The 14,086-nt window shown below is 72.8% G+C and carries 12 protein-coding genes; 4 read left to right on the plus strand and 8 right to left on the minus strand.

Annotated features, from left to right (window positions below; genetic code table 11):
* Positions 1 to 19: 19 nt before the first annotated feature.
* Positions 20 to 772: a 3-hydroxybutyrate dehydrogenase gene (locus ACZ6YG_RS24770; RefSeq protein WP_219544040.1), complete on the minus strand. Its 753-nt coding sequence runs from the start codon at positions 770 to 772 to the stop codon at positions 20 to 22.
* Between the two features lie 244 nt (positions 773 to 1,016).
* Here ACZ6YG_RS24770 and trpD point away from each other — a divergent pair, with 244 nt between their 5' ends.
* Positions 1,017 to 2,069 carry an anthranilate phosphoribosyltransferase gene (trpD, locus tag ACZ6YG_RS24775; protein WP_466019326.1) on the plus strand — a complete coding sequence of 351 codons (1,053 nt, stop codon included), beginning with the start codon at positions 1,017 to 1,019 and terminating at the stop codon, positions 2,067 to 2,069.
* On the opposite strand, the gene ACZ6YG_RS24780 is transcribed toward trpD, so the two are convergent.
* Genes ACZ6YG_RS24780 through ACZ6YG_RS24790 form a run of 3 tightly spaced genes read right to left on the minus strand, consistent with a single transcriptional unit; the run spans position 2,066 to position 6,419 of the window.
* Complete coding sequence (locus ACZ6YG_RS24780; protein ID WP_219544038.1) at positions 2,066 to 3,454, minus strand: class II fumarate hydratase; 1,389 nt, start codon at positions 3,452 to 3,454, stop codon at positions 2,066 to 2,068. The genes trpD and ACZ6YG_RS24780 overlap by 4 nt on opposite strands.
* Positions 3,455 to 3,483: 29 nt before the next feature.
* On the minus strand, positions 3,484 to 5,274 hold the full coding sequence (locus tag ACZ6YG_RS24785; protein WP_466019327.1) for a serine/threonine-protein kinase: 1,791 nt from the start codon (positions 5,272 to 5,274) through the stop codon (positions 3,484 to 3,486).
* A 35-nt stretch (positions 5,275 to 5,309) separates the two neighbouring features.
* Complete coding sequence (locus ACZ6YG_RS24790; RefSeq protein WP_219544036.1) at positions 5,310 to 6,419, minus strand: serine/threonine-protein kinase; 1,110 nt, start codon at positions 6,417 to 6,419, stop codon at positions 5,310 to 5,312.
* A 449-nt stretch (positions 6,420 to 6,868) separates the two neighbouring features.
* Here ACZ6YG_RS24790 and ACZ6YG_RS24795 point away from each other — a divergent pair, with 449 nt between their 5' ends.
* Entirely contained in the window at positions 6,869 to 7,057 is a 189-nt protein-coding gene (locus ACZ6YG_RS24795; protein ID WP_148029184.1) for a DUF5999 family protein, read from the plus strand.
* A gap of 38 nt (positions 7,058 to 7,095) precedes the next feature.
* Here ACZ6YG_RS24795 and ACZ6YG_RS24800 read toward each other — a convergent pair whose 3' ends face one another.
* Positions 7,096 to 8,751: a fumarate hydratase gene (locus ACZ6YG_RS24800; protein WP_148029185.1), complete on the minus strand. Its 1,656-nt coding sequence runs from the start codon at positions 8,749 to 8,751 to the stop codon at positions 7,096 to 7,098.
* Between the two features lie 18 nt (positions 8,752 to 8,769).
* Positions 8,770 to 9,678 (minus strand): DMT family transporter, encoded by a 909-nt coding sequence (locus ACZ6YG_RS24805; RefSeq protein WP_219544033.1) that lies wholly within the window; start codon positions 9,676 to 9,678, stop codon positions 8,770 to 8,772.
* Between the two features lie 68 nt (positions 9,679 to 9,746).
* Between ACZ6YG_RS24805 and pdxR the strand changes: the two genes are divergently transcribed.
* Together pdxR and ACZ6YG_RS24815 are read left to right on the plus strand one after the other, a co-directional pair.
* Positions 9,747 to 11,117: a MocR-like pyridoxine biosynthesis transcription factor PdxR gene (pdxR, locus tag ACZ6YG_RS24810; protein WP_466019328.1), complete on the plus strand. Its 1,371-nt coding sequence runs from the start codon at positions 9,747 to 9,749 to the stop codon at positions 11,115 to 11,117.
* A gap of 36 nt (positions 11,118 to 11,153) precedes the next feature.
* Positions 11,154 to 12,104: a Gfo/Idh/MocA family protein gene (locus ACZ6YG_RS24815; protein WP_219544031.1), complete on the plus strand. Its 951-nt coding sequence runs from the start codon at positions 11,154 to 11,156 to the stop codon at positions 12,102 to 12,104.
* On the opposite strand, the gene ACZ6YG_RS24820 is transcribed toward ACZ6YG_RS24815, so the two are convergent.
* Both ACZ6YG_RS24820 and ACZ6YG_RS24825 read right to left on the minus strand, forming a co-directional pair.
* Positions 12,093 to 13,256, minus strand: a complete 1,164-nt coding sequence (locus tag ACZ6YG_RS24820) for an MFS transporter (RefSeq protein WP_466019329.1) — start codon at positions 13,254 to 13,256, stop codon at positions 12,093 to 12,095. The genes ACZ6YG_RS24815 and ACZ6YG_RS24820 overlap by 12 nt on opposite strands.
* 77 nt (positions 13,257 to 13,333) lie before the next feature.
* Positions 13,334 to 14,005 (minus strand): DUF998 domain-containing protein, encoded by a 672-nt coding sequence (locus ACZ6YG_RS24825; protein WP_187280939.1) that lies wholly within the window; start codon positions 14,003 to 14,005, stop codon positions 13,334 to 13,336.
* Positions 14,006 to 14,086: the final 81 nt, after the last annotated feature.

Here is a 14,086-nt window from a genome sequence, read left to right on the forward strand (position 1 = left end):
CCCGGCCGTCGTGAGGGCACTACCGCGCCGTCCAGCCGCCGTCGACCGGCAGGGACACGCCGGTGATGAACGAACCGGCCGGCCCGCACAGGTAGGCGGCCAGCTCGGCCACCTCCTCGGGCTCGATCAGCCGCTTGATCGCGGCCGGCCGCAGCATGATCTCCTCCACCACCTGGTCCGGGCCGACGCCGTGGACCCTGGCCTGGCCGGCGATCTGGCCCTCGACCAGCGGGGTGCGCACGTACGCGGGGCAGACGCAGGTGGAGGTCACGCCGTGCGGCGCCCCTTCGAGCGCCAGCGTCTTGGAGAACCCCTCCAGCGCGTGCTTCGCCGTCGTGTAAGCCGACTTGTACGGTGAAGCGCGCAGTCCGTGCACCGAGGAGATGTTGACGAAACGTCCCCACCCTCTCTCGTACATGCCCGGCAGCACCCGCCGCGCGATCAGGAACGGCGCCTCGACCATCACCTTGAGTATCGCCGAGAACACCTCGGGCGGGAACTCCTCGATCGCGGCCACGTGCTGGAAGCCGGCGTTGTTCACCACGATGTCGACCGGCTCGTCCGGCAGCGCGGCGACGAACCCCGGGTCCGTCAGGTCGGCCACCACCGCCACGCCGCCGACCTCCGCGGCGACCTCGGCGGCCGGCTCGGCCAGCCGGTCCACGACCAGCACCCGCGCCCCGTCGATGGCCAGCCGCCTGGCGCACGCCGCGCCGATCCCGCTCCCGGCTCCCGTCACCAGCGCAGTCCGCCCAGTCAGCTCCTTCGCCATGGGTCCGACCCTAAGCGTCGCCCCTCGGGCCACGGCATGGGTGCTCACGACATAGATCGGTGCAGCCCTATGTGTGGGCGCTCTCCTGATACTCTTGCGCTCATGACCGCGTACCCGATGCTGTGGTGGCCCGCCTTCTAGGCGGTCCTGCAGCGCGCGTACGCACCCCGGCCGCCTCGACGAGGCGGCCACCCGGCAAGGGGCGCCCCCCGTCGAGCATTCGAGACGAGAAAGGGCGTCATCCATGACCGGCACCACCACCTGGCCCGCACTGCTCACCACGCTCCTCGACGGTGAGCCGCTCAGCTCGGCCCAGACCTCCTGGGCCATGTCGGAGATCATGTCGGGCGGGGCCACGGACGCCCAGATCGCCGCCTTCGCCGTCGCGCTGCGCGCCAAGGGCGAGACCGTCACGGAGCTCTCCGGCCTGGCCGACGGCCTGCTCGCCGGGACGTCCGCGATCAGGATCCCCGGTGAGACCGTCGACCTGGTCGGCACGGGCGGCGACCGGGCCAACACGGTCAACGTCTCCACCATGGCCGCCGTCGTCGCCGCCGCCGCGGGGGCCAAGGTGGTCAAGCACGGCGGCCGGGCCGCCTCCTCCAGCACCGGCGCCGCCGACGTCCTGGAGGAGCTGGGCGTCGTCGTCGACCTGCCGCCTGCCGCCGTCGTGGAGGTGGCCGAGGAGGTGGGCATCACGTTCTGCTTCGCCCCCGTCTTCCACCCCGCGCTCAAGCACGCCTCACGCCCGCGCCGCGAGCTGGGGGTGCCCACGGTCTTCAACTTCCTCGCCCCGCTCACCAACCCGGCCCTGCCCACCGCCTCGGCCATCGGCGTCTACCACCCGACGATGGCCGAGACCATCGCCGGGGTGCTGGCCGAGCGCGGCGCCTCCAGCCTGGTCTTCCGCGGCGACGACGGCCTGGACGAGCTCACCACCTCAGGCCCGTCCACCATCTACGTGGTGCGCAAGGGCACCGTCAGCCGCACCCGCTTCGACCCCGCCGACCTCGGCATCCCGCGCTGCGATCCCGGCGACCTGCGCGGCGGCCCGCCGGCCCGCAACGCCGAGGTGGCCCGCGACACGCTGTCGGGCGTGCGCGGGCCCGTCCGCGACATCGTGCTGCTGAACGCCGCCGCCGCCCTGGTCGCCGCCGAGGGCACGCCGGGCGCCGACGACCTCACGCCCGCGCTGGAGAAGGCGTACGAGCGAGCCAGGACGGCGGTCGACAGCGGAGCCGCCACCGACCTCCTCGAACGGTGGGCCGCCGCCACCCAGCGGCAGACCGCCCGTTAGGACGGGCGGGTCATCGACAGCACGTCGAGGGCGGCGTCCAGCTGGGCTTCTGTCAGGGTGCCGTCAGCGACGTGACCGCGCTCGATGACCACCTCGCGGATCGTCCTGCGCTCCGCGAGGGCCTGCTTGGCGATCTTGGCGGCTTCCTCGTAACCGACGTACCGGTTGAGCGGGGTGACGATCGACGGGGAGGACTCGGCGTACTCGCGCATGCGGTCGACGTTGGCCGTGATGCCGGCCACGCAGCGGTCGGCCAGCAGGCGGGAGATGCCGGCCAGCAGGCGCACGGACTCCAGGATGTTGCGGGCGATGACCGGGAGCTGGACGTTCAGCTCGAAGGAGCCGGAGGCGCCCGCGAAGGTGATGGCGGCGTCGTTGCCGATGACCTGGGCGGCGACCATGGCCGTGGCCTCGGGGATGACGGGGTTGACCTTGCCCGGCATGATGGACGAGCCCGGCTGCAGGTCGGGCAGGTTGATCTCGCCGAGGCCCGCGCGGGGGCCGGAGCCCATCCACCGCAGGTCGTTGGCGATCTTGTTGAGCGAGACGGCGACGACCTTGAGCTGGCCCGACAGCTCCACGATGGAGTCCTGCGTGCTCTGGGCCTCGAAGCGGTCGGCCGCCTCGCGGAAGTCGATGCCCGTGGCCTCGCGGAGCTTGGCGATCGCCTTCTCGGCGAAGCCCGGCGGGGTGTTGATGCCGGTGCCGACCGCGGTGCCGCCCAGCGGCAGCTCCAGCACGTGGCCGAGAGCCCGCCGCACCCGGACCACGCCGTGCTCGATCTGGGTGGCGTAGCCGCCGAACTCCTGGCCCAGCGTCACCGGCGTGGCGTCCATCAGGTGGGTCCGCCCGGCCTTCACCACGTCGCCGAACTGCAGCTCCTTGGTCCGCAGCGCGACCGCCAGATGCTCCAGCGAGGGCAGCAGGTGGAACGAGACCTCCGTCGCCGCCGCCACGCGGATCGACGTCGGGAACACGTCGTTGGACGACTGCGAGGCGTTGACGTGGTCGTTCGGGTGGACCGGACGGCCCAGCCGCTCCTCGGCCAGCGTCGCGACGACCTCGTTGACGTTCATGTTGGAGGAGGTGCCGGAGCCGGTCTGGAAGACGTCGACGGGGAAGTGGGCGTCATGCTCGTTCTCCGCCACGTCGGCGGCCGCCTGGGCGATCGCCTCGGCCAGGTCCTTGTCGATCACCCCGAGCTCGCCGTTGACCTCGGCGGCCACCGCCTTGATGAGGCCGAGGGCGGCGATGTGGGACGGCTCCAGGGCACGACCGGAAACGGGGAAGTTCTCCACCGCCCGCTGGGTCTGCGCGCGCCACTTGGCGCTGACGGGGACGTGCACCTCGCCCATCGAGTCGTGTTCAACGCGATACTCGGTCATGCCTCCCAGTCTTACCCACAGCGGGCGGATCAGTTCGTCAGCAGTGCCACGACGAGGATGGCGATCACCACGGCGGCCGCGGCGGCCACCCCCATGAGCACCAGCATGCCGGTGCGGTTGCTGGGGCGTTGCTCGGGGCCGACGATCGAGAACAGGTCGGTGCCGAGACCGGGCGCGTCGTCCGGCTCCGGCGGCAGGGCAGGCGGGAACTGCTGCTGCTGCCGACGCGGCGGCATCTGCTGAGGGCCCGACGGGTGCGGCATCTGCTGCGGGCCCTGGCCGGGCTGCTGCTGCGGCGGGGCGGGCGGGTAGACCTGGAGGCCCGGGGAGTTCGGCTGGGGGCGGGGAAGACGGGTCGTGGTGAAGGCGCCCTCGTCGGAGTGCGGCCCGCGCTGCGGGGGCGGGCCCTGCGGGCTCGGCGTCTGGGGGAGCGGGGTCTTCGGGCGCATCATGCTGACGGTGCGCTCCGAGTCCTGCGGACGCTCCTGCGCGGGCGGGCGGCTGAACGCGTCACGTCCGGCGCCGTACGGGTTCCCCCCACCTGATCCCGCGCCGTACGGGTCGGAACCGCTCGATCCCGCGCCGTACGGGTCGGAACCGCTGGGTCCCGTGCCGTGGGGGTCGGAACCGCTGGGTCCCGTGCCGTGGGGGTCGGAACCGCTGGGTCCCGTGCCGTGGGGGTCGGACCTGCTCGGTCCTGGGCGGCCGTGCGGGTCGGTGCCGGCGTAGGGGTTGGCTCCGGCGGGGCGGGGGGCGCCCGCACCGGGGGAGGGGGGCGTCTGCGCGGCCGGGGCCTGCGGGTACGGGCGGTCGCCAGGAGCGGGACCGGGGCCGAAGTGACTGGGCCCGCCCGACGAGCCGGGGAAACCGGCGGGAACGGGGCCGGCGCCCGGAGGGACCGGGCCGGCCTGGGGCGAGGCGCCGGGACGGGGGGCTTGGGGCAAGGAGGGCTCCTGGTCGGCGAGTGACTCGGCCGTGATCACCGGCATCTCGCTGGTCGGCGTGTCTGCGACCATCCGCAGCATGGTCTCCGCCTGGGCGGCGTTCAGCCGGCGCTGGTGGTCCTTGTTGAGCAGACCGTCGAGCACGGGCCGCAGCGGGCCCGCCTGGGTGGGCGGGTCGGCGCTCTCACTGAGCAGCGCCGCCAGCGTCTCGGCGATCGTCGCCCGCTCGTACGCGGGACGGCCCTCGACGGCGAAGTAGAGCGTCGCCCCGAGCGACCAGAGGTCGGACTCGGGGCCGGTGTAGTCGCCTCTGGCACGTTCCGGCGCGGTGTAGCCGGGCGAGCCGATGACCATGCCGGTCCTGGTCAGCTTGGAGTCGCCCTCGGCCTTGGCGATGCCGAAGTCGGTGAGCACCACGCGCCCGGTCTCGGTGATGAGCACGTTGCCGGGCTTGACGTCGCGGTGGGTGATGCCCTGGGCGTGCGCGGCGCGCAGCGCGCCCAGCAGGTCGACGCCGATCTCCGCCACCAGCCGGGGCGGCAGCGGCCCCTCCTCGTCGATCACCTGTTCCATGGAGCGGCCCTCGACGAGCTCCATGATGATCCACGGCCGGTTGGCGTGCACGATGACGTCGTGGATGGCCGCGACCGCAGGATGGCTGATGCGGGCGGCGAGGCGCCCTTCGCGGACCATGCGTTCGCGCAGCTCGGCGCGCTGCTCCTCGGTCAGCCCCGAGTCCTGGCGGATCTCCTTGACCGCGACCTCGCGGCCGAGCGCGCGGTCACGGGCCCGCCACACGGTGCCCATGGTGCCGCGGCCGAGCGGCGCGAGGAGCTCGTAGCGCTCCGCGAGCAGGTGCGTCTGCTGTTCCGGCATGAGAAGAAGATATCGATTCTCGCTTGGGAAGTGCTTTACCCTCGCTTGCGAAGTTCTCTAGGCCAGAACCGCCGAGGAAGGAACAACTTTATCACCGTAGCCATGAAACGGGCATAAGTGGATGGCATTGGACGGGATTCGACCCGCCTGCGGTGGACACCCTCACCCGGCCGGCGTTCCTGACGCTGCGGGGGAACACTCAACGGGGGTGTGGTGACGTCGGCCCGGTGGAGGCCGCGGTGGGTGGGCCGGCGTGCGAAAGCGGGCGCGCTCGGCACCATCGCGGGACGCGGGAGCCTGCGCGGGGTCAGCGGCTCCTCGGCCGAGCCGCCCCCCGCGACGCGGGTCAGCATCAGCGAGGCCCGCACGGAGTCGAGGCGGGTGTGGGGGTCGATGCGGAGCAGCGCGTCCAGGACCGGCGCGAGCGGCCCCGCCTTGCTCATCGGGATCGGCTCGCCACTGGTCAGCGCCGCGAGCGCGGCGGCCGCCGTACGCCGTCCGTGGAGGCCGCGGCCCTCGACGGCGGTGTAGAGGGTCGCGCCGAGCGACCACAGGTCGGCGGCGGGGCTGGCCTTGGAGCCGAGCACGCGCTCCGGCGCGATGTAGCCGGCCGAGCCGAGGACGATGCCCGCCTGGGTGATGGAGACGTCGCCTTCGAGCGCGGCCAGGCCGAAGTCGGTGAGCACCGCGCGGTCCTCGGTCACCAGCACGTTGCTGGGCTTCACGTCGCGGTGGAGGATGCCCTTGGCGTGGACGGCGCGGAGCGCGCCGAGGATCTGGCGGCCGATCTCGGCCACCCTGCGCGGCTCCAGCGGCCCCCGCTCCTGGATGAGCTGCTCAAGGGACCTGGCGCGGAGCAGCTCCATGACGATCCACGGCCGGTCGTCCTCGGTGACCACGTCGAAGACCGTGATCACCGACGGGTGCGCCACCATCGCGGTCGCCCGGCCCTCGCGCTCGGTGCGCGCGCACAACTCGGCACGCAACTCCTCGTCGAGGACTTTGGGCAGGCGGACCTCCTTGACCGCCACTTCACGATTGAGCAGCTCGTCATGTGCCCGCCACACGGTGCCCATGCCGCCGCGTCCGACCGGCTCCACGAGCCGGTAGCGCGCGGCGAGGAGGTAACCGGAGGGCGCACGCATGCCTGGCAGCTTACCTATTCGTGTAAACCGACCAGTAGAGGCCGGGCCGATTATTTGTTGCGAATCCAAGTCAACTCGCCTGACTGGTCGGGTCAGTGACATGTCATGGCGCTTTCCCCCGCGAGTGGTCCGCAGCCCTTCTGAAAGGCGCGCACACGACACCGTCAGCAGGTTGTAAGGCTGTGGTAAGGGCGCGGGGGCATCGTGGGCGCAACGGGCAGGGATCCTCAGAGGAGGCCGGAAACTGTCGGTGCCGGTCGTCAGAATGAAGGCATCCGCCCGAAGGTCGACCGACGAAGACCAGAGGACGTGAGGAAGATGCGCCAGATCCGGGTTCGGCGCCGGCCCCGCAGGCCGAGCGCGACCTCGCTGGACCTCCGCACGCCGTCGGGGCGCAAGCTGCCCTACTGAGACCAGGACAACCAGGAGCGCCACCTGAGAGGTGCGAGATGTGCAGTCACTTCCCCGAATGTCCCAGCGCCGGCTCATTGAACCGTGAGGCCGCTCACGTGCTCAAGGCCCACCCCGACCAGGGCTGGAGCCTGCTCTGCAACGGTGTGGTGCTGTTCGAGGACACCGGCCTGCTGCTCCCCGACGGCTCGGTCGTCGCCCCCCACCGCACGCTGCTCGCCGCCTGAGCGGCCGGTGCCGGGCGTCACCCGGCACCGGCCACGGGTCAGCGCCGCCGGCCGATCGACAGCACCGGCCCGGTGGTGTCGGTGAAGAAGTCGTTGCCCTTGTCGTCGACCACGACGAAGGCCGGGAAGTCGACGACCTCGATCTTCCAGATCGCCTCCATCCCCAGCTCCGGATACTCCAGCACCTCGACCTTCTTGATGCAGTCCTGCGCCAGCCGGGCGGCCGGGCCGCCGATGGAGCCCAGGTAGAAGCCGCCGTACTGCCCGCAGGCCTCGGTCACCTGCCGTGACCTGTTGCCCTTGGCCAGCATCACCATCGAGCCGCCGGCCGCCTGGAAGCGCTCCACGTACGAGTCCATCCGGCCCGCGGTGGTCGGCCCGAACGAGCCGGACGCGTACCCTTCCGGGGTCTTGGCCGGGCCCGCGTAGTAGACCGCGTGGTCCTTCAGGTACTGCGGCATCTCGCCGCCCCCGTCGAGCAGCTCCGCGATCTTGGCGTGCGCGATGTCGCGGGCCACGACGAGCGGCCCGGTGAGCGACAGCCGGGTCTTGACCGGATACTTCGACAGCTCGGCCAGGATCTCCGGCATCGGCCGGTTGAGGTCGATCGAGACGACGTCGCCGGACAGGTGCTCGTCGGTGGTGTCGGGCAGGAACCGCGCCGGGTCCGTCTCCAGCCGCTCCAGGAACACGCCCTCGGGAGTGATCTTGGCGAGCGCCTGCCGGTCGGCCGAGCAGGAGACGGCGATGGCCACCGGGCAGGAGGCGCCGTGGCGCGGCAGCCGGATCACCCGCACGTCGTGGCAGAAGTACTTGCCGCCGAACTGCGCGCCGATGCCGAGCTTCTGCGTCAGCTCGAAGACCTTGGCCTCCATCTCCAGGTCGCGGAAGCCGTGGCCGGACTCGGAGCCCTCGGTGGGGATCGAGTCGAGGTAGCGGGCGCTGGCGTACTTGGCGGTCTTGAGCGCGTACTCGGCGGACGTGCCGCCCACCACCACGGCCAGGTGGTAGGGCGGGCAGGCGGCGGTGCCGAGGGAGCGGATCTTCTCCTCCAGGAAGGCCATCATCCGCTTCTCGTTGAGCACGGCCTTGGTCTCCTGGTAGAGGAACGACTTGTTGGCCGATCCGCCGCCCTTGGCCATGAACAGCAGTTTGTACTCGTCGGGGTGGCCGTGCGGGTCCTCGGCGTAGAGCTCGATCTGGGCGGGCAGGTTGCTGCCGGTGTTCTTCTCGTCCCACATGGTCAGCGGGGTCATCTGGGAGTAGCGCAGGTTGAGCTTGGTGTACGCGTCGTACACGCCGCGGGAGATGGCCTCGGCGTCGCGGCCGTCGGTGAGGACGTGGCGGCCGCGCTTGCCCATGACGATCGCGGTGCCGGTGTCCTGGCACATGGGGAGCACGCCGCCGGCCGAGATGGAGGCGTTCTTCAGCAGGTCGAGCGCCACGAACCGGTCGTTGCCGCTGGACTCGGGGTCATCGACGATCTTGCGGAGCTGGGCCAGGTGGGACGGGCGCAGGAAGTGGGAGATGTCGTGGATGGCGGCCTCGGTGAGCTGCCGCAGCGCCTCGGGGTCCACTTCGAGGAACGTGCGCCCCGCCGCCTCGACCGTCCGCACCCCTTCCGATGTGATCAGCCGGTATTCGGTGTCGTCGGCACCCAGCGGGAGAAGGTCGGTGTAGTCGAAGTCGGCCATGTCCATCCTTTCGATCCGCTAGAAGGGTACGCCTTTGCCGGTCACCGTCCGTCCCTTGGGTGGCGCGGGGGTCGCCTCGGAGGTACGGGAGCGCGCCCCGCTCAGCCCGACCAGGATGCCCGCGATCACCAGCCCCGCCCCGGCCAGGTCGTAGGCGGACGGCGTGGCGACGCCGAGCACCAGCCCGGTGACGATCGCGCCGACCGGGATGAGCCCGGCGAACAGCCCCGCCCTGCCCGGCCCCAGCCTGGGCAGCGAGCTGTACCAGAGCAGGAACGCCACCACGGTCACCACCACGGCCAGATAGCCGAAGCCCAGCGCCTCGGCCGTGGTCGGCACCCGGAGCATGCCCGGCCCCTCGCGCACCACCCCGATCGCCGCCAGCATCGGCACGGCCAGCACCGTGGAGTACGTCGACACCCGGATCGCGCCGAGCTTCGGCAGCAGCGGCAGCGCCAGCACGGAGAAGCAGACCTCGCCCGCCAGCGCGCCCAGCGCCCACAGCAGGCCGGGCAGGTTGCCGCTGCCGAGCCCGGTGGCGAGCGTCGCGCCCGCCACGACCACGGTGGCCCCGGCGAGCAGGCGCGGCGCCGGTCGGCCGCCGGCGAACGCCAGCCAGAGCGGCACGGTGCCGAGGACGGTGCCGACGAGCGCGGGCCCGGCGGCGCGGGCGGACTCGACCACGAACACGTTGAACAGCGCGAGCCCGGTCAGGGCCAGCGCGCCGAGCAGCAGCCACTCCCGGGGCGTCAGGCGGACGAACCGCAGCCCCATCACCCGGGTGATCGCCACCAGGATGACGGCCGCGACCAGGTAGCGCACGGCCTGCCCGCCGTACACGGGATAGTCCCCGACCAGGTCGGACACTCCGGCCAGGGTGCCCACACAGAACATGGCCGCGGTGGCCCCGGCGACTCCGCTTCTCATGGCTGCCAGGCTAGGGACACAATGGTCCGCGTAAACAGTCCAATCCAGCGCTGCGACAGAGGACCAATGTGGCCGACCTCCATGTGCCGATAAATCGGGAAAAAGGGGGGATCGCCGGGCAGATCGCCTCCCATCTGCGCGACTCCGTCCGTCACGGCCGCCTCGCCCCCGGCACCCGCCTGCCCGCCACCCGCGACCTCGCCGCCGACCTGAGCGTCTCCCGCGGCGTCGTGGTCGAGGCGTACGAGCAGCTCGTCGCCGAGGGGTTCCTCGTCTCCCGCGTCGGCGCCGGCACCCAGGTCGCCGCGACCGCCGCGCACCGCGCCGAGCCCTCGCCGGTCCAGGAGGGCGCCCCCTACTACGGGCACCGCCCGACCTCGCCCGACCTCGGCTTCTTCCCGAGGGAACGCTGGCTGGCCGCGATCCGCCACGTCCTCGCCACCATGCCCGGCGACGCGCTCGACTACGGCGACCCCGGCGGCGTCCCCGAGCTGCGCGAGGAGCTGGCCGGCTATCTGAGGCGGGTGCGGGCCGCCGACGTGCGCCCGGACAACCTGGTCGTGGTCGGCGGCGTGGCCCAGGGGCTGAGCCTGATCCTGCGCGTCCTCGCGGGGGCCGGCCGGCTCCGGCTCGCGGTGGAGGACCCGGGCAGCCACCGCCAGCTCCCGCTGCTGCGCCGCGCGGGCGCGGACCCGGTGCCGGTCCCGGTCGACGGTGAGGGGCTGGATGTGACGGCGCTGCGGGACCGCGCGGACGCGGCGCTGGTCACGCCGGCGCACCAGTTCCCCACGGGCGTGGTGCTCTCGCCCGCGCGCCGGGCCGCGCTCATGGAGTGGGCCCGCGACGGCGACCGGGTCATCCTGGAGGACGACTACGACGCCGAGTTCCGCTTCGACCGCGATCCGGTCGGCTGCCTCCAAGGGCTCGCGCCCGACCGGGTGATCCTGTCCGGCAGCGTGAGCAAGGCGCTGGCGCCCGGCCTGCGGCTGGGCTGGGTCGTCGCCCCGGCCCGCCTGGCCGAGGCGGTCCGCCGCGCCCGGGGCGAGCTGGACCTGGGCTCCCCGGTGATCGAGCAGTACGCGCTGGCCCACTTCCTGCGCACCGGCGGCTACGACAGGCACCTGCGGCGGATGCGCAGGGAGTACCGCCGCCGCCGGGACGCCCTGGTCGAGTCGCTGGCCCGCGAGCTGCCCGAGGTCCGGGTGCTGGGCATCGAGGCGGGCCTGCACGTCTACCTGGAGCTGCCGCGGGGCTGGGACGAGGACCGGATGACCGCGGCGGCCCGGAAGCTGGGCCTGGTCGCCGAGCCGGTCGGCCGGATGCGCTTCGGCGCCGGCCCGCCGGCGGTGGTGGCCGGGTTCGCCCGGTTGCCCGCGCGCCGCGCCGCGGAGACGATACAAGGGCTTAAAGTCCTTATGTCTGGACAAATAGAGATCTGAGGGTTACAAAGAAGGCCGATCCCAATGGGAGGTGCCATGCGCGTGGGTTTGCTGGGGCTGGGACGGATCGGCGCGTTCCACGCCGCGACGCTGGCCGCGCACCCGCTGGTCGACGACCTGATCGTGGCCGACCCCGTACGGACGTCGCCGCACGGCAGGCCTGGAGACCCCTTCGAGGCCGACGCGGTGGTCATCGCCACCCCCACGAGCACCCACGCCGAGCTGCTGCTGGAGGCGTGCCGCCGGGGCGTCCCGGCCTTCTGCGAGAAGCCGGTGGCCGGCGACGTCAAGGGCACGCTGGAGGTGCTGGAGGCGGCCGGGGGCAACCGGGTGGTGATCGGGTTCCAGCGCCGGTTCGACGCCGGGTACGCGGCCGCGGCGGCCGCGCTGCGCCGGGGCGAGCTCGGCGACCTGCACCGGGTGCACCTGATCACCGCGGACCCCGCGCCGCCGCCCGCCGGGTACATCCCGCTGTCCGGCGGCATCTACCGCGACTGCCACATCCACGACTTCGACATCCTGCGCTGGGTGACCGGCCGCGAGGTCGTCTCGGTGTACGCGACGGGGGCGAACCGGGGGGCCGCCTTCTTCGCCGAGGCGGGTGACGTCGACACCAGCGCCGCGCTCCTCACCCTGGACGACGGCACGCTCGCCACCGTCCAGGGCTCGCGTTACAACGGCGCGGGGTACGACGTCCGCATGGAACTGGCCGGCACCAGGGGCACGAGGGCCGTCGGCCTGAGCCCGCGCGCCCCGCTCACCTCGGCCGAGGGGCTGACGCCGGAGGGTGAGCCGTGGCCCGACTTCGTCGCCCGGTTCGCCGACGCCTACCGGGCCGAGCTCGACGGGTTCCTGCGCGGCGCGGACGGCCTGTGCACGGTCGAGGACGCGCTGGCGGCGCTCTTCGTGGCGGAGGCGGCCGAGCTGTCCCGGCGCGAGCGCAGGCCGGTCGAGGTGGCCGAGGTCAGGCCGAGCTCACCGCGGTGAGGTGACCGCCTTCGGCTCGAACCCCCTGGCCAGGACCACGATCGCGGCGGCCAGCACCAGCGGCGCGGCGAAGCCCGCGCGCATGCCGGCCGCGTCCGCGAGCCCGCCCACCAGGGCCGAGCCCACGATGAAGCCGACGTAGTTGAACAGGTTGACCCGGGCGATCGCCACTCCGGTGCCCGACGGGTCCAGCCGCCCGGCGGCCGAGAACGACTGCGGCGCCACCACCGAGAGCCCCACCCCGGTCAGTCCGAACGCCACGATCGCCAGCGGCTGGCCGGGCGCGAGCACGATCCCCAGGAAGCCCAGCGTGGCGATCGCCCCGCCCAGCCTGACGACGGCTGCGGGACCGTACCTCCTGACCACCACGTCCCCGGCCAGCCGCACCAGCAGCGTGGTCGCCTGGTAGGCGGCGTAGGCCAGCGGGATCACCCGGGCGTCGGCGGACAACTCGTCCTGCATGAAGACCGTGCTGAAGTTCGAGACCGCCGCGTCGCCCACGTACAGGAATCCCATGGCCAGGCAGAGCGGGATGATCGGCCCCCACGGGAACCGGGTCCCGGCGGCGCGCTCCACGGTGCCGGCCCGCTCCTCGTCCGGCGCGTACAGCCGGGGACCGGCGTAGAGCGACCCCGCGACGGCGAGCACCATGGGGATCGCCATGACCGCCTCCAGGGGCAGCCCGTCGCCCGCCGCCGACACCCACAGCGCGCCCGCCAGGCTGAACACGCTCCACAGGCAGTGGAAGCCGTTCAGCACCGCCCGGCCGTACCTGCGCTCGACCGCGACGCCCTGCATGTTCATGCCCGCGTCCACCGCGCCGACCGCCACGCCGAACAGCAGCAGCACCGGCACGAGCAGCGTCACGCTGGGAGCCAGGCCGGCGAGCACGACGGCCACCGCGACCGCGGGCTGGGCCAGGCGCAGCAGGAGCCGGCTGCCCAGGCGGGCGGCGAACGCGCCCGCCGCCACGCTGCCCACCCCCGCGAACACCGGCACGATGAGCAGCAGCGCGGTCAGCGCCCCGGTGCTCAGCCCGTGTTTGTCCTGGAGGTGCGCGACCTGGGTGAGCAGGGTGGCGAAGGACAGGCCCTGCACCGCGTACACGGCGAAGGTGGCGAAGCGGGCCTGGCGATCACGCGGAGACGGCACGGCGGCCTCCTGAGTGGGGGGAAATCAAACGTGAGGCTGGGTCAGGTTAATCGCTGGGAACGCCGCTCCACCAGCACTCAGGCGAGGTTCTTCGGCCGGCTTTCCACCGCGCCCGCCACGGCGTGCTCCGCCGACAGCTTCTTCCCCGCCGCCCAGAAGCCGAGCGCCGCCACCGCAGCCACCTCCACGGCCGCCAGCCCGCGCTCCACCAGGCCGAGCGGCACGACCTGCCACCACCGCAGCCCGTCCTGCGCACCGAGCAGCACCAGCACGCCCAGCCCCGCCACGTACAGCAGCGAGCACACCCCGAGCCCGAACGCCACCAGCGACGCGGGGCGCCGCACGCCGCGCCGCCACGGCCTGGCGATGATCAGCGCGGCCAGGGGCAGGCACAGGAAGGCCACCAGGCTGCCCGCCCGGTGGATGCTGCCGCTCAGGCTCGGCCCCACCGACCAGTCGTGCTTGGGGAAGTAGGCCGCCACCAGCAGCCCGGCGCTCCACGCCAGCAGCGCGAGGGTGCCGACCGCCCCCGCCAGCCTGGCCCGCGCCAGCGACACCCCGATGGCCGCCGACCCCACGGCCAGCAGCGTCACGCCGAGCCCGAACAGCCAGCCCAGCTCGGTCAGGCCGTGCTCGCTGATCGTGCGCCGCAGCGGGTCGATCTCGCCGAGGGCGGCCACGTCGAGCCCGAGGACGACCACGACCCCGGCGCCCACCGCGCCCAGTCCCCAGCGTGCCGGCCGTCGCACGGCGCCCTCCCATGTCGATCTCTCCGGGTCCAACGGCTCGCGGACGCCGGGGATTCCGATCGGGCAAAGCTCGTGTTCGCC

The sequence above is a fragment of the Nonomuraea sp. NPDC054003 genome (assembly GCF_055585125.1).